This window comes from Noviherbaspirillum sp. Root189, assembly GCF_001428545.1.
Lineage (GTDB): Bacteria > Pseudomonadota > Gammaproteobacteria > Burkholderiales > Burkholderiaceae_D > Noviherbaspirillum.
This window is the reverse complement of sequence record NZ_LMHZ01000044.1, coordinates 13,249-26,747: the sequence shown is the minus strand read 5'-3', so window position 1 is coordinate 26,747 and position 13,499 is coordinate 13,249. Positions and strand designations below refer to the sequence as shown.

The 13,499-nt window shown below is 52.4% G+C and carries 15 protein-coding genes and 3 pseudogenes; 11 read left to right on the top strand and 7 right to left on the bottom strand.

Going from position 1 to position 13,499, the window contains the following annotated elements; all coding sequences use genetic code 11:
- Positions 1 to 975: 975 nt before the first annotated feature.
- Complete coding sequence (locus tag ASE07_RS21095; protein ID WP_057292797.1) at positions 976 to 1,434, top strand: hypothetical protein; 459 nt, start codon at positions 976 to 978, stop codon at positions 1,432 to 1,434.
- A 91-nt stretch (positions 1,435 to 1,525) separates the two neighbouring features.
- On the opposite strand, the gene ASE07_RS21090 is transcribed toward ASE07_RS21095, so the two are convergent.
- Both ASE07_RS21090 and ASE07_RS21085 read right to left on the bottom strand, forming a co-directional pair.
- On the bottom strand, positions 1,526 to 2,947 hold the full coding sequence (locus tag ASE07_RS21090) for a hypothetical protein (protein ID WP_057292796.1): 1,422 nt from the start codon (positions 2,945 to 2,947) through the stop codon (positions 1,526 to 1,528).
- Positions 2,948 to 3,390: 443 nt separating this feature from the next.
- Positions 3,391 to 3,687: a hypothetical protein gene (locus tag ASE07_RS21085; RefSeq protein ID WP_057292795.1), complete on the bottom strand. Its 297-nt coding sequence runs from the start codon at positions 3,685 to 3,687 to the stop codon at positions 3,391 to 3,393.
- 373 nt (positions 3,688 to 4,060) lie between these two features.
- Between ASE07_RS21085 and ASE07_RS21080 the strand changes: the two genes are divergently transcribed.
- Together ASE07_RS21080 and hfq are read left to right on the top strand one after the other, a co-directional pair.
- Positions 4,061 to 4,495 (top strand): hypothetical protein, encoded by a 435-nt coding sequence (locus ASE07_RS21080; RefSeq protein WP_057292794.1) that lies wholly within the window; start codon positions 4,061 to 4,063, stop codon positions 4,493 to 4,495.
- Positions 4,496 to 4,660: 165 nt separating this feature from the next.
- Positions 4,661 to 4,987 carry an RNA chaperone Hfq gene (hfq, locus tag ASE07_RS21075; protein ID WP_057292793.1) on the top strand — a complete coding sequence of 109 codons (327 nt, stop codon included), beginning with the start codon at positions 4,661 to 4,663 and terminating at the stop codon, positions 4,985 to 4,987.
- Between the two features lie 515 nt (positions 4,988 to 5,502).
- Here the strand turns inward: hfq and ASE07_RS21070 are convergent.
- Positions 5,503 to 5,931, bottom strand: coding sequence for a hypothetical protein (locus ASE07_RS21070; RefSeq protein WP_057292792.1), 429 nt, complete (start codon positions 5,929 to 5,931; stop codon positions 5,503 to 5,505).
- A gap of 223 nt (positions 5,932 to 6,154) precedes the next feature.
- On the opposite strand from ASE07_RS21070, the gene ASE07_RS29045 reads away from it, so the two are divergent.
- Together ASE07_RS29045 and ASE07_RS28370 are read left to right on the top strand one after the other, a co-directional pair.
- Complete coding sequence (locus ASE07_RS29045; RefSeq protein ID WP_156396869.1) at positions 6,155 to 6,406, top strand: hypothetical protein; 252 nt, start codon at positions 6,155 to 6,157, stop codon at positions 6,404 to 6,406.
- Between the two features lie 162 nt (positions 6,407 to 6,568).
- Positions 6,569 to 6,694 (top strand): annotated as a pseudogene (locus ASE07_RS28370) (cold-shock protein); the annotation flags it as partial.
- 124 nt (positions 6,695 to 6,818) lie between these two features.
- Here the strand turns inward: ASE07_RS28370 and yjjJ are convergent.
- The 3 genes and pseudogenes from yjjJ to ASE07_RS29970 form a co-directional block, all read right to left on the bottom strand.
- Complete coding sequence (gene yjjJ / locus ASE07_RS21065; protein ID WP_082584363.1) at positions 6,819 to 8,207, bottom strand: type II toxin-antitoxin system HipA family toxin YjjJ; 1,389 nt, start codon at positions 8,205 to 8,207, stop codon at positions 6,819 to 6,821.
- A gap of 683 nt (positions 8,208 to 8,890) precedes the next feature.
- Positions 8,891 to 9,265: pseudogene (locus ASE07_RS29975) on the bottom strand (IS110 family transposase); the annotation flags it as partial.
- A 9-nt stretch (positions 9,266 to 9,274) separates the two neighbouring features.
- Positions 9,275 to 9,904: pseudogene (locus tag ASE07_RS29970) on the bottom strand (IS110 family transposase); the annotation flags it as partial.
- 36 nt (positions 9,905 to 9,940) lie between these two features.
- Here ASE07_RS29970 and ASE07_RS29040 point away from each other — a divergent pair.
- Positions 9,941 to 10,207 carry a TSUP family transporter gene (locus ASE07_RS29040; protein WP_327196068.1) on the top strand — a complete coding sequence of 89 codons (267 nt, stop codon included), beginning with the start codon at positions 9,941 to 9,943 and terminating at the stop codon, positions 10,205 to 10,207.
- On the top strand, positions 10,162 to 10,452 hold the full coding sequence (locus ASE07_RS30895) for a sulfite exporter TauE/SafE family protein (RefSeq protein WP_162256927.1): 291 nt from the start codon (positions 10,162 to 10,164) through the stop codon (positions 10,450 to 10,452). Before ASE07_RS29040 ends, ASE07_RS30895 begins: the two co-directional genes overlap by 46 nt.
- An 8-nt stretch (positions 10,453 to 10,460) precedes the next feature.
- Here ASE07_RS30895 and ASE07_RS29035 read toward each other — a convergent pair whose 3' ends face one another.
- On the bottom strand, positions 10,461 to 10,613 hold the full coding sequence (locus tag ASE07_RS29035; protein WP_156396864.1) for a hypothetical protein: 153 nt from the start codon (positions 10,611 to 10,613) through the stop codon (positions 10,461 to 10,463).
- Between the two features lie 53 nt (positions 10,614 to 10,666).
- On the opposite strand from ASE07_RS29035, the gene ASE07_RS21050 reads away from it, so the two are divergent.
- The 4 genes from ASE07_RS21050 to ASE07_RS21040 are packed head-to-tail and all read left to right on the top strand — an operon-like array spanning position 10,667 to position 13,435.
- The gene (locus tag ASE07_RS21050; RefSeq protein ID WP_235548560.1) at positions 10,667 to 11,326 is read left to right on the top strand and encodes an ABC transporter ATP-binding protein; all 660 of its coding nucleotides are present in this window, start codon (positions 10,667 to 10,669) and stop codon (positions 11,324 to 11,326) included.
- 15 nt (positions 11,327 to 11,341) lie between these two features.
- The gene (locus tag ASE07_RS29965; protein WP_235548559.1) at positions 11,342 to 11,626 is read left to right on the top strand and encodes a hypothetical protein; all 285 of its coding nucleotides are present in this window, start codon (positions 11,342 to 11,344) and stop codon (positions 11,624 to 11,626) included.
- A 32-nt stretch (positions 11,627 to 11,658) separates the two neighbouring features.
- Positions 11,659 to 12,660, top strand: coding sequence for an ABC transporter substrate-binding protein (locus ASE07_RS21045; RefSeq protein WP_057292789.1), 1,002 nt, complete (start codon positions 11,659 to 11,661; stop codon positions 12,658 to 12,660).
- Positions 12,661 to 12,670: 10 nt separating this feature from the next.
- The gene (locus ASE07_RS21040; protein WP_057292788.1) at positions 12,671 to 13,435 is read left to right on the top strand and encodes an ABC transporter permease; all 765 of its coding nucleotides are present in this window, start codon (positions 12,671 to 12,673) and stop codon (positions 13,433 to 13,435) included.
- The last annotated feature ends 64 nt before the right edge of the window (positions 13,436 to 13,499 follow it).

Genomic DNA, 13,499 nt, shown 5'->3' with positions numbered 1-13,499 from the left:
CATACGTACCGTTCACTAGATAAAACATGAAACATCAAGGCATCCAGCAACGCTTCCTATGTGCAGTCGCCTTTGCGACATTGGGCATCGTGTCATTACCTTCATCCGCACATAGCGGCGAATATGCTCGCTCGTATGAACAGGGTTACCCGGACGAATACGAAAGGCAAAACCATCATAAGGACTACAGCAGACGAACCCCTTATATCCGTATAGAGGAAGCCAGATACGGCCTGCGTGGGGCGTCATGCGATGCGCGTCGCTCGTTGCAAGCAGCTGTTGGTTCGCATCGGCATGTTTCAGTCGCAATAAACAATAATTTATGCGGGGACCCTGTTCCAGGCGTTCAGAAGCGTATACGCATCACGTACAGCTGTGACAATGGTGAAGTGTTTGAGCTAAGGGTGCCCGAACGGGACGTTGCCACACTTTACTGCCGATGATCCCGATAGGGAGCCGGCGTACGTGGACTGCTGCTGTCACTTGTTAAAGCTCAACCGGCAGCCACAAGGCCACGTCGTATTGATGTGACTACAAGCCAGCTGAGCTTTGCAAACGGTATCGTTAAAGAACCCGCACGCGATTTACGGTGCATAGACACGTTATTTGCTTCAAATAAACATCAATGGCTCGGTGTCCCAGCTTAGCCTGAGCAGTCGGAGCAACTGCTCAGATCAGCTTACGTCGCAATCGCCTTGCAATGCCCCTCGCAGAGAACGCAAGACCTGATGAACGCCGCTGACAAAGCGTTATATGCGGCAAAGGATAAGGACTGTAACCAGTTGGAAGAAGCGTCGGCGTCGCTTTCAATACAAATCGACGTTATGGGCACAAGCTACGCTTGCAGTTAAATAGGAAGCTTTCAGGCTTCAGGTTTCAATACATATTAAACTTCTGCAAAATATGCTTGTCGATGTATCGTGCCGGCACACGATGCAGAAACTTCTAACTTAGTACAACATGATGGAGAGATCTATGAGTGGACATCAGTCGGAACGTGCAATGTTGAAAACGGAAAAGAGGGAGCTGACCAGACAAATCAAGGAACTGACAAAAAAGCTGACAGGTGTTGAGCGCATGCTGGCTAAGCTGGAGTCCGCACCAACTTCGACAGTCAGCCGAGGCCGTCAAGTCGCGAACAGCGGTAAGCAGGCACAACGTCCAGCAAAACGGACGAACCAGCAGGCAGCGGGACTACCCAGGACTAGCGGGGAATTCTGGATCAGCATGATGGGGAAGCGCCCACGCTCGTTCACAGATCTGGTCGCCCGGGCAGAGGCGACTCTTGCAAAGACAATGAAAAAAGGGCTCACGGAAGACGACAAGCGCAAACTCAATCTCCGTGCACGCGTTGCAATCAAGACGCTGGCTGATACAAAGGCGATTAACAGCGAAGGGGCGGGACGGGCTCGTCGCTACAGTGCCGCTGCATGACGAGCAAGTACTTAAAATTGCATTAGATAAAGAAGGTTGACGCGCGCTTTGGCTTTGATACGGTAACTTCGAAAGCGTGCGTCAGCGTCAATCACTTTGGCTTGCGTGGGTGATTATTAAACCGTTTCTTTTGCCCGTCAGGTTGTCCGTTATTGTGGCGGGGCTTGTTGAATTTCGGGCGACGGGATCCCGTTGAACCCGGCTTATCCAGCCAGGCACCCAGCTGTTCGCGAACTCTTCCCATGCCACCGGTCAGGCGCAGATAGCGATTGCGGAACGTATGCCGTAATTGTTCATCGGTATGTGCCGGCACATCTTCACGCAGTCCGATAACCCGCTGGCATTGCCCTAGACTCGCCGCATGGGGCACATCGTCGACAGCGACAGCGATTAACTGCAGTTGCGGGTACATTTGCTGTAATTCATCGAAATCACGAACGCTGGCACCGACGACACCGACCGTCGGCTTATCGCTGCTATTGGCGGAGGGAGGAAGCTTCGGGTCAAACAGCGGCTGGACGTCGTGTTCGGCATCCTCATCCTCTTCCTGCGAAACCACACTGGTATTTGGGAACGCGAGTTCATTGGCGGCGGAAGAAAGATTGCGGCGGTCGTCAGATTGCGATTGCGCAGGAGTGCGGCGAGCGGCGTTACCGTGGCTCACATTCCCTGCATTGACTGCACCGGCATTGCCAATGACGTTTTTTACCATGCCCGACAAAACGTCCCGGTTCTCCGGTTTTGACACCACATTGACTAATGCCTGCGCGAATTCATGAGCCACCATGGCAATGAACGGACGCAGCATTTCATTGAGATCAATCGGCATTGCCACCCGCGAGTCTGGGACCGGCCTTGTCTGTTCAATCCTTGGGGCTCGACCATACGTGGAGGCGGGCGCTTCACGGGATGGCCGTTGTGGCTTCGCGGTGCCTGTCGCCAACAGGGGGTTTTGTTGTGCATTGACGCGTCCGTCATCCGGATGTGGCGCCGCGGTGGCAGCAGCAACTTCGGGCTTGTTTACTGGATCGTTAATTTGCGTCGTCAGGCGTTCATTTGGCAAAGTAGCACCGGCGGGAATGGTAGGCTGGTTTCGAGATGCGTGCGCATCGAGACTGCTCATTATTGACGTGCCCGATTCTTCTGCAGTGGATGAATGCGCGGAAGCTGCCTCGGACGCTACCGATCTTGCCTGCTTACGCGATGATGTCTCGATCTTGTGCTGTTCTGTGGCAAACAATTCGTGTTGACGCATCGCGGCGGCGGCTTTCGCAAAGATCCCCTTGAGTTTTTCACGGACCGACTGAAAGCCCTGATAAATGGAGATCAGCTTTCGGTGCCGATTGTCTGGTAGCGCGGTTTCCTGCGCCAGAAATACATCCTTTGCCTTGACCTCGTCAAGTGTGTCGGAACTCAACAGGGCTGTGCCGATGGTGGTATAGAGCTGTTTTGCGATCAGTTCCCACTCCTCGTCGGTCCATTTAATGACCGTGGAGGAAGCGGGTGGTTTCATTTTAGTAGCCATACAAAGCTTTAATGGTGAACAAACGAGTTGAAGGCGCCAATCCCGCACAAAAACGTGGCAGCGCTGTCATCGTCTTTTTAAGTCGAGGCATTGGGATCTAACGGTACGATCCGGGTGCGTAGTAGAGCGTCCGGAACGCGCAGCAGCGCACCCTTTGCCAGCTCCTCATCCGGGACGCGGCATCAGCTATTCGCAATTTACGTAGTGCGCACCGTCGAGCCGGATTATCGCATTAACACATACGCTTCGCACAAGGAAACAAACCTACGGCTTCTACATGGAAACCGCCTTTCGTTATCACGAAATGTTTGCTCGTTGGCTGACTGGGCAACTGATTTTGCAGGCTGCAGCAGCATTCATGTAACCTATAAATCGGAGCTCGGCGAGGGGCTGCGATAGACTCGCAGCAGCGGACACGATGAGCGTGAATGCTACAAGCCAAGTTGCTGCGTTACCTGCCGTGCGTGTAACAGAAGGTCGTCGCGCACCGGGTCTGGCTTATCGCCTGCAACCATTTTGATGTAGCCGGTTAAATCACGGATCAGTTTGCCAAGGCACTGCAGCTCGTCGGCAGTGGCTGCCTTCGCCAAGGCGTCGAGCTGTTGGATCAGGGCGAGCACGGAACCCGGATCGACCAACGCACAATACGGTTCGTGCCAGTCACGATGGTTGTCGATGGCGTCCAGCGCTTCTACACAAGCGGCTTTGAGAGTGGGAAGAGAAGACATAAAAAGACCAAATGAATCCGTTAGCTTACCGGATTCGGCGCGTAGACAAAGCGTTCGTGCCGGAATTGCAACACCATGAGTGCATCACGATCTTCTAAGGTACTATCCAGTCGCAGTTCAGAAAATCCATACAAAAGGATAGTGGCGGAGGCAGAAAATGCCTGTGCAGCGAGCGCTGTACAGGCATTTTTCTTTTAGTTATATGGGTTGTGAATATATCTATATAACCATAATAAAGAGGACATTTGTGCTGCGCCGCAGTATCATGGATTTGTCTCCTCCAACTCTCCTTGAATTGGATTCGCCCGCGCACCGCAAGGTCTGCGGGCTTTTTTCTTTGTGCCGATGCAGGTACAGGTCGGTGGATTGTTAATTGCCTTACCAGACTGAGCGCAACGACGCGCCAAAGGATGAGAAATTGGTCATTGAACACGGTGACAAGATCGATATTGCACGCATTCTGATTGAACGCATCGATGGCGTGGTAGCACAGGCGCGCGTAAGCAGTTTAGCCCTGGCAAATGCTGTTCTGGAACGGTGGGCCAAGGATGCACCAGAAAAGGGTGAAGGCCAGTGCCAGATCCAGATCATTTTTGACGACGGCTTTCAGTACCAAAGCCATATTGGCTTGAGCCGGTCGCAAAAACGCATTTCCCTGGCCAGATTACTCCGTCAGCAATTGTTGACGATGGCCACGCCAAAAACAGGGCAACGTAAAAGAAAAGATGCCGCTGGTCCCATCTCCAGCATCACGTTGCCGGCAATTCCGCTGAACGCGGAAGTTATGCTGGAGCGATATGACATCTAGTCCGGCGCNAGAAAAGATGCCGCTGGTCCCATCTCCAGCATCACGTTGCCGGCAATTCCGCTGAACGCGGAAGTTATGCTGGAGCGATATGACATCTAGTCCGGCGCACGAACCTTTTCCTGCAGTGGGCGAGGGTAGCGTTGTAACGCAGGGAATAAGGTAGCTATGGCACGCAACAAGAGCGATACGGTCCAAGGGCAATACCTGAATGACTTGCGCAGGCAACGCATGACGGTCATGGTGTACCTGGTGAGTGGCATGAAGCAGGTTGGCATGATCGAGTCATTCGATCAGCATGCAGTATTGTTGCGGCATGGCGCCAGCATGCAGTTCATTTACAAGCACATGATCGCCAGTATCATGCCAGCGGCAAAGGCCTTGCCAGCACTGTCATCGCCGTCAGTTAAACGGGGTGTGAGTCGTCCGGAGCACAGCTCAGCGCCTGTGTTCACCCGTAAGGTTTTGCGCCGCACTGTCATTCGAGAAGAGTAACGTCGCACTGGTAAAGGTGAGCAAGGCGGTAACGTGTAAAGGAATGTGGTGCTGGTATTCGTTCCTCCCGCCAGCTCCGGTGGATGCAGCCTGTTCTTTTGAAATCGAGGTCTCACTCCGATGGCTGCATGGGACGCGATTCTACAGCGATAAACGCCTGTCCGGGTCCTGGAACTATTGATAGCGGTCAATATCGGACACCGGTGTATCACGACAGTGCGTACAATAAAAATACGATGCGCGACCTTTTTCAGTATTAATTAGCCGAGTCATCATGTTCCCGATTGTTTGCCTACAGTTGAGGAAGACACTGTCCAGTCTGCGTGACTGCGGTTCGTGAGGTCACATGGCGAGAGAATCATGCCGCTGTTTCAATTCAGGCTGCGCGAACCCGAAACCTTATGTCGCTTCGTCCAGGTTCGCTAGTCTTGCTTTTGTGCGGCACCGTCGCATCGATTAAATCCTATCACCGCAAGGGACACCGATCATCTGTTGGTAGCTTCCGGCCGTGCGCACTAAGCCAGATGATCTGCACCCGCTAACTCATAAACGAGCTGTCGCAGTTTTGCGCGCGCTTCATCAAAACCGTATTCGCGTCGCCAGCGGTTCAAGTCAATGAAACCGGCAGCCGACAGCGCCTTCGCCGCCATGCTGATGCTCTGAAACGCGTTGCCGTCCAACTCGCCATCTAATACGCGGATACATAGGAAGGGAGTGTCGCACGCTAGTGGTAACGCCTTGGCATGACGCAGCAAGTCGAACATCCGGCTTTGTGCAAAGTGCGTACCGCAGACGATCACGTCAAAGGGTTCATGCAGCAGCAACTGCGCTTCGTCCATGGTCGTGCAGTACGTGACATCAAAGTAGCCGGTCCAGGCTTCTTCTACGACCGGGATAACACGCGGCACTTCAGCGACCAGCAGTTTAGGTTTTCGAGGAAGCATATATATTGTGATTGGTGGCTTCTTCGCTCAAGTAGCATCTGTTTGTTATTCAATGTAGACGTTTATTAATCCAATTGCAATAAGGAGCCAGCCTGGTCCTTGTTCTTTAAACAGGCGGAGGTATAACGGAAGGGCGTTCTGCAGAGCGGGCCGGAGCTTGCAACTGAATGGACGCCTGTTATGCTCATACGTCCCATTAAAACGACAATAAATGGAGATACCCATGTCAGTGCATCTGGACAAGTGCACAAATGACCGCTGTGGACATTTGTTTGAAGTCGAGCAGTTCAGTAAATCCTTCGGCGATGGCCTCGCTCATGGGATGATTGAATGCCCGTACTGCGGAACCCGGAAAAACGGCGATGCAAGGTTGATTTACATAAGCCGAAAACTCATCAAAGAAATTGAGGAGTGGTGCAGCATAGACCGGCCCGCCAGTCCTGCTTTAACTCCCTCGCTTCCTTTACATAAATAACTACAAGTACCAACTATTGCGTTAAATCAATAAAACGCAATCCTAACCCCGAAACAATGAAAATCCGCTCGTCAGTACCGAGGCAGACTCGCGTGTCCGGCATTCGCGCTCGTTACGCTTGAGACGGCTGGTTAAAATGATTTATTACGATAGGAGCAGGTGATGGCGCCAGGTACTGTAAAGTGGTTTAACGATGCCAAAGGTTTTGGTTTCATTACACCGGACGCGGGCGGAGAAGATTTGTTTGCACATTTTTCTTCGATCCAGTCGAATGGATTCAAGACACTTTGCTCCCCTGCCTGGAATTAGTGCCGTTCTAAGGTCGAGTTTTTCAGCTCCTTGTTGCTTCAAATCCGTGCCTGGCCCAGCACTGGCGGGCAAATTCAGCCGGCGTCAGTCAGTCCAATTGCCGCTAAACGGGGCGGCCGTACTCGACGATCCGTGCGCGCAGTGCATCGGCATTGTCAGCGCAGGTCCGGCGGAAATCGACGCTGATGCGAACATCGTCGGCAGCACGCCACCAGAAAGCAAGCGCCGCGCGTGCAGCGGCACTCCAGTCGTTTTCCTGTTCCGGCAGTGGCCTGGTAGGCTGGTATTGTACTGGTGGCAGTTCCACGCCGCGCCCTGGTGCATACTGCATCGGCAGCATGTCGTACACTGGGGCAAGCGCCGGAGTGGAACCGGCGCGAAACGCCAGATTGCCGTCATGCATATCGTTGTTGGCGACTAGGCGGCCAAAATGCCAGATCCTGCAGATCGCCTGTGCGTCATGCGAATGCAAGAGTCCGTCTGCATGCAATCTCTCAGCGGCTTCCAGCCAGTTCCCGGTCATGCCGTACAGCGCGGCATTCATTGCTGACCAGGTGCATACGCCGGAGCGTCCGCGCGCGCCGTGCCGGTCAAAGCGGACAGATTCATAGAACGTGCGGCCGCCTGCCTGCAAGATGCGACTTGTTGCCGTGGCTAAGCCAAGCTCCCGCGAGAGTACCTCTAGCGCCAAGTGCTCACAGACCAGAAGGTCAGCCCAGCGCCGAGTTCCAGGAGAATCGTCGTCACCGGAAAACTTGACCAGCACATGCACTGCCTGGCCGTCGACACACCGACGCGCGGTAAACTTTGGGAATTCGCCTGCAGCTGATGATCCTTCTAAACCAAATCTCAGTGCCTCGTGCGCAAGGCGCAGATACTGAGCGATGAGTGCTTCGTCGTCGGCAATGAAACTTTCATCATGAACGTCCTCATCGAGAAAGCGCTGGTAAGCAGCCTTGCCAAGAATGAAATTTCCCGGCGTATCCGAACCCATGATCGACAGGGCATACAAAATATCGTCTTCACGCCATTCAGTGGGATTTTCTGGAACCTGCAAGAGGTTAGCGTGCCTGCGTGCGAAATTGCGTCCCAGGAAGCCTTGCGGCCGCATGTCGTCTAAAGGATAGGGCATACTGCCAAACCAGCCCTGCATCATGTCGCGGTCGAGAGGCCAATCCAACAATGCGTTGTCTTCGAGTGCCAGCGCGCAACCTTCCGGATAGACGGGATCGAGTACACCTACACGCGTACCATGACCAAGTTCATCGACCCGGTACAACGTCAGGCTGTCCAGCATGCCGCGCAGGGCACGCCGGGCAGCGTAAGACGTTGCACGTGCAGAGCCGCGTGACATGATTTCGCGCCCCAGATTGCGTACTGCACGCATCATCGTAGGGCGCGAGACGCCTAATAGGGCAAGTAACTCACCGGCCTGCATCCGGCCACGCGTGCGCAGAATTTTCAACAAAGCTTGCGCAACAGCTTGGCTCATATATGAAACGATTTTTAGAAGACTGATTTACAGTCAAAACGCCACAAATGCACGGCTCATGTGAAACGATTTATGAAACAATTATAACAAGATATGCTTTGCGGTACAACATGTTGCCCTGCGGGTAAGTATCGCACGAGCTTCGTCCTACATAGCTCTAGTCAGGCTAAACATCGAAAGACTTTTGTATGTCTCTAGAGTCTCGAAAAACTTTCCAAAAGGATATTCAAGTCAAGTTTCAAGGAGGCTTTCAACACAATCGGCGGGAAGGCCGACGTTCGATACAAGGAAAAGATAGTTTTGGAGTTGCGAAACGTAGCTGCACCAATCCGGGATTTTCATGAACTCTTCCTCGGGCTCTGTCGCGTTAGCTGGAAAAAGACACAGGAATCTCTACCGAATCATGTGACGCTCACACAGGGCGGATTCGTTCTGCCAATGCGTAAAACTGCTCGGCAAACGACATGCCCTCGCAGCCTTCGACCCTGAACTGGCCTTTGCGAATCATGTGCATGTATATGAACGCTTCCCGTTTGCGAAGCAGTTTCGTTTGCTCTGACGCACAGGATTGGTTGCATCTGTATATACGGCCTTACTGCAGCCAGTAACCCTGCTGCGGGCCCCGATGAAATCCGCTGACTCGCACCTCATTGAGTTCACGAGCTCAATGCTCTTATGCACATAGCCGACCACGCCCGGGCCAGATCCCGAAACGATTCATCTTCGATGTTGGGTAAATGCACTGCTGACAGATCGCCTGCACGCAACGAACGCACCAGCTTGATGGCGTCACGCCGGTCGGTCTTGACGCGGTCTCCTGGCTTGCGCGGGATGAGCGAAGGCGCGCACACCATGCACGCGAGTCCCTTCGCGACGAGATGCCGGTACAGGCCATAGCCGCAGGGGCCTGCTTCATAAACGACATAAATATGCATCGCCTTTGCCTGCAGGCGCTTGCACAGGCGGTCGATCTCGGTCTGTGTTGTGCCGATCTTGCCTGACAGTTCTACATCGCCCAAGCCTTTCGCATAGGCAATCGAGATCGATTCCTTGTGAACGAAACGTGACTTTCCACCAGATGATTGCTGCCTTGGGACTAAACCGAGCCAGGCAGCAAATTGCCGCCCTCGTTTGAACTCTTTGCCATCACCGGCTGCTGCAACGATAGCGGTCGCTATCAACGGACCCACCCCGCGAACCTGCTCGATCTTCCTGAAGATCGAGCAGGAGCTAAAGATTTGCTGGACACGTTGGTCATAACGAGCGATTGCTGCGTCCACTTCTACAAGTCTTTGGTAAAGATCAGTAAATACACTGCGGGCCAAAGAACTTAAGTCGTCACCTGATTCCTCTAGAATGCGAGGCATGTGTTTCCGAACACTAGTCGGCAATTTCGGCGCAACGATTCCGTATTCTGCCAGCAGGCCTCGAATCTGGTTGCTGATCGCGATACGCTCCTTCATAAGCAAACTACGCACGCGATGGACTGCCTGAATGTCTTGTTGCTGTGCCGTCTTTATTGGCACAAAACGCATCGTGGGGCGTGACGCCGCTTCGCAAATCGCCTCTGCATCATTCCTATCATTCTTGTTACCTTTAACGAAAGGTTTTACCAAGCTGGCATTAATGAGCTCTACTTGGTGCCCCATCGCCTGGAATCGTCGGGCCCAATAGTTAGAGCCACCACAGGCTTCCATTACTGAGCCGAAAATTTCTGCCTTAGCCCGGTACTAATTCCGGGGGACGGTCAGTGGATCAGCTCATACTTGAGCACAACAACCCTTTCTCTCATTCTTGCGGTGATCATCATTCTCGCAGGTATCAATACTTTTAAAGCGAGCAAAGTAAAAGCCGCGCCTTTGTTCAGTTCGAGCATTAAGCGTCAGCAGCTGTTATTGATGGCGATCGGTGGCATCGCTGGTTTTGGTTCGGGATTAGCAGGGGTGGGGGGCCAGTGCTCGCTGTGCCGCTTTTGGTCTTGTGCGGCTTTCCGGTATTAACATCGATCGGTATCAGCCAAGTAGTGCAAATTGTCGGGGCGATTTCTGGAACTGCTGCGAATGCGCATTTTGGAACCATCGATTTTCATCTCGCATCCTTTATCACGATCTTTGAAATTTGCGGGGTGATCATAGGCGCCCATACTATCCATCGCGTCGATAGCGGCAACGTAAAGAAATTCGTAGGCGTATTGTGCCTTATCGTCGGAACTCTGTTTATGTATCGCAGCCTCGCACCGCTTTAGCAAGTGCATCAATGCTGTGCACGGTTTCCAATTTGGTGCTTCGTTAAATCAAAAAGGGGCGCTAAATAGCCTAAAAATCGAGCCTGAAGTGTTTGATGATCCTGCTCGCCTTTTTGCGTCTCAGCATAACCAAAATCCCTGAAAATTTCTGTGGCACGCATATTGCTGATCCCAGCTCGTCATAACTGGTTATAACTTAAGGGCGAGAAGCAAAATGAATGACATGGCAATTCAATGCAACTTGACAAACCAAGAATTATTCGGGACTGCTTTTGCTATAGAAGCGGCAGCGTCGGGAGTGCACGCAGTTCAACCCGCTAAAGGCGCAAGGGGACGTATTGTTGTCGAGTCCTTGAAAGTGGAATTTGAAAGCGGAAAATCCAACACGGTTGCGGTGGATGGTGTATCACTGCGAGTAGAGCCTGGCGAGTTTGTATCGATCATCGGACCATCGGGCTGCGGCAAATCGACCGTGCTTAATGTAATCGCAGGGTTCACGCCGGCATCGGGGGGGACAGTCAAGGTCGACGGCAAATCGGTGGACCAGCCCGGAGTCGATCGTGGCGTCGTATTCCAGCAATACTCGCTATTTCCTTGGCTAACTGTTCGCAAGAACGTCGAGTTCGGCCTAAAGACACAAGGCATTTCGCAGTCCAAACGCGAAACGATTGCGAGAACATTTCTGGGGCTTACTGGATTGCTCGCTTTCGAAAACCACTACCCTGATCAGCTCTCTGGAGGTATGAAGCAACGTGTCGGCATCGTTCGCGCGTTGGTCACCAGTCCGCAAGTACTTCTCATAGATGAGCCCTTCGGCGCACTCGACGCCCAGACTCGGGTGGTAATGCAGGAAATCCTAACCAACATGTGGTAGCGACAACGTATCTCCGTGCTGTTTATTACGCATGACATCGAGGAAGCGATCTTTTTGTCGGATAAGGTCTACGTGATGACGGCAAGGCCTGGAAAAATCAAGGCGGAATTAAAGATTCCACTGCCGCGTCCGCGCACACCCGACATGACAAGCTCCAAGGAATTTCTAGACATCCGGCATGAACTGCAGACATTGATTCGCGAAGAAAGCATCAAATCGATGGGCTCCGAGATAAGTAGTGGTGGGTTAGAGGGCTTATCAATGGAACTTGGGCCTGAAGGACCATTGCACACAACGTAATGTCACACTTAACTATAGAAGGAACTGCCTCCATGAATACTCAACGCTATCCAATTTTACGCCGTACAGTGCTTGTCGCGACGCTAGCTTGTTCGTGCGTGCTGACATCAGGGGCTTTTGCTGCCGACCTCATCAAGGTCAGGCTTGCGCAAAACTTGTCACCGATTTCTGGCGTCGTGATCGTCGCGAAAAACAAGCAATTTTTCGAAAAATCCGGCTTGGATGTCACCGTCATAAACTTTACCTCAGGCAAACAAGCCCTAGAAACGACGCTGGGTGGCGGTGCAGATATTGCGACAACCGCAGAAGCCCCAGTGACTGCCTCAGCAATGGCGAAGCAGCCAATCGCTTTACTCGCTCGTATGGAGTATTCCTATCTTAAGACTCTTGTCAGTACTGCCAGCGGGATAAATAGTCTGGCGGATCTAAAAGGAAAGCGCATTGGTCAAACGGTCGGAACCGGAAGCGAAGTCTATACGATGGCTTTGCTGAAAAAAACTGGCATAAGCCAAAAAGATGTATCCACAGTGAGTTTGCGTCCGCAGGATATGGTAGCTGGATTGGCGGCAAACGGTGTTGACGTCATTGATACTTGGGAACCACATATCGCGAACGCAAAAAAAGCACTCGGTAGCAAAGTAAAAGAACTGGATACCAAGGGCATTTATGCCGAAACCTTTAATATAGTCACGACGCAGAGTTATTTGCAATCGAACCGTGACGCGACCACCAAATTCATAAAAGCAATGTTGGAGGCCGAAAAATGGATGAGGGTGAATCGTGATGAAGCGATTACGACGGTGGCCTCGGCAGTCAGTATGAACCGCGACGATTTGGCGTTAATATGGGATGAATACGTTTTCGGCGTCACACTGGACAACATGACGCTTGACGTGCTTAAGACCCACTCGTCGTGGCGCCTAGCCACCGGCAATGCTCCTTCCGGCGCAACGATGCCAGACTTTTCCAAGGTGATATTTACCGAACCCCTCAAGTCGGTTGCTCCTGACCGAGTGAAGATCACCTTTAATTAAGAGAAGCATCATGAAGAAAAACACCCACAAGGTATGGGAAAACCTGGCTAGATGGGGCTCGTTGCCGTTAGTCGTCCTTCTATGGGAAATCGTGGTTCGACTGGGCGCAGTCAACGCCGTGTTATTTCCTCCGCCGACGGTGGTTGCCGTTTCAGCATATGACTATGCTGTTTCGGGAACCTTAGTGACGGATTTGAGCTGGAGTATCTCCCGCGTCGTCGTTGGTTATCTCGCGGGTGCAATCACCGCCATATTCGTTGGCGTGCTAACAGGCGGAAACCGGATAGCTGCTGCATTTTTCTCGCCAATTTTTCAGATGCTGCGCCCCATCCCGCCGGTGGCTTTCGTACCAATCGTCATCGTATGGTTTGGCTTGACCGAACTTGGAAAATGGTTTTTGGTGTTCTGGGGCGTGTTCTTTACCGTTTGGTTATCTGTGCATTTGGGTGTCCAGCGTGTCAATGAAACATTGATTCGTGCGGCGCGCTGTCTTGGCGCCACCAAGAAAATGATGCTATTTGAGGTTTTGCTGCCCGGTGCACTGCCATACATCTTCATGGGGTTGAGGACGGCGATCAGCGTATCGTTTTACACCTTGGTAGCAGCTGAGTTGGCCGGTGCATTTGGTGGCGTCGCCTATCGACTTGAAGTCACGCAGCAGAACATGCAAATCGGGCATATGGTTGCGGGACTGATCATCTTGGGTCTGATTTCCACGGTTGCAGACAAGTTATTCGGTATGTTTTCGACAAAAGTGGTTCACTGGAATACCTAATATTCCACCTTATCGCCGAAAGAAATTCATGCAGCGCCTCACAGCCGAGGCTCTTGAGGAAACG

Bases quoted from the DNA above. Each gene is read 5' to 3' on its own strand.
- ASE07_RS21095 (WP_057292797.1), top strand. From the start codon at position 976: ATGAGTGGACATCAGTCGGAACGTGCAATGTTGAAAACGGAAAAGAGG.
- ASE07_RS21090 (WP_057292796.1), bottom strand. From the start codon at position 2,947: ATGAAACCACCCGCTTCCTCCACGGTCATTAAATGGACCGACGAGGAG.
- ASE07_RS21085 (WP_057292795.1), bottom strand. From the start codon at position 3,687: ATGTCTTCTCTTCCCACTCTCAAAGCCGCTTGTGTAGAAGCGCTGGAC.
- hfq (WP_057292793.1), top strand. From the start codon at position 4,661: ATGGCACGCAACAAGAGCGATACGGTCCAAGGGCAATACCTGAATGAC.
- ASE07_RS21070 (WP_057292792.1), bottom strand. From the start codon at position 5,931: ATGCTTCCTCGAAAACCTAAACTGCTGGTCGCTGAAGTGCCGCGTGTT.
- ASE07_RS29045 (WP_156396869.1), top strand. From the start codon at position 6,155: ATGTCAGTGCATCTGGACAAGTGCACAAATGACCGCTGTGGACATTTG.
- yjjJ (WP_082584363.1), bottom strand. From the start codon at position 8,207: ATGAGCCAAGCTGTTGCGCAAGCTTTGTTGAAAATTCTGCGCACGCGT.
- ASE07_RS29035 (WP_156396864.1), bottom strand. From the start codon at position 10,613: ATGCGTGCCACAGAAATTTTCAGGGATTTTGGTTATGCTGAGACGCAA.
- ASE07_RS21050 (WP_235548560.1), top strand. From the start codon at position 10,667: ATGAATGACATGGCAATTCAATGCAACTTGACAAACCAAGAATTATTC.
- ASE07_RS21045 (WP_057292789.1), top strand. From the start codon at position 11,659: ATGAATACTCAACGCTATCCAATTTTACGCCGTACAGTGCTTGTCGCG.
- ASE07_RS21040 (WP_057292788.1), top strand. From the start codon at position 12,671: ATGAAGAAAAACACCCACAAGGTATGGGAAAACCTGGCTAGATGGGGC.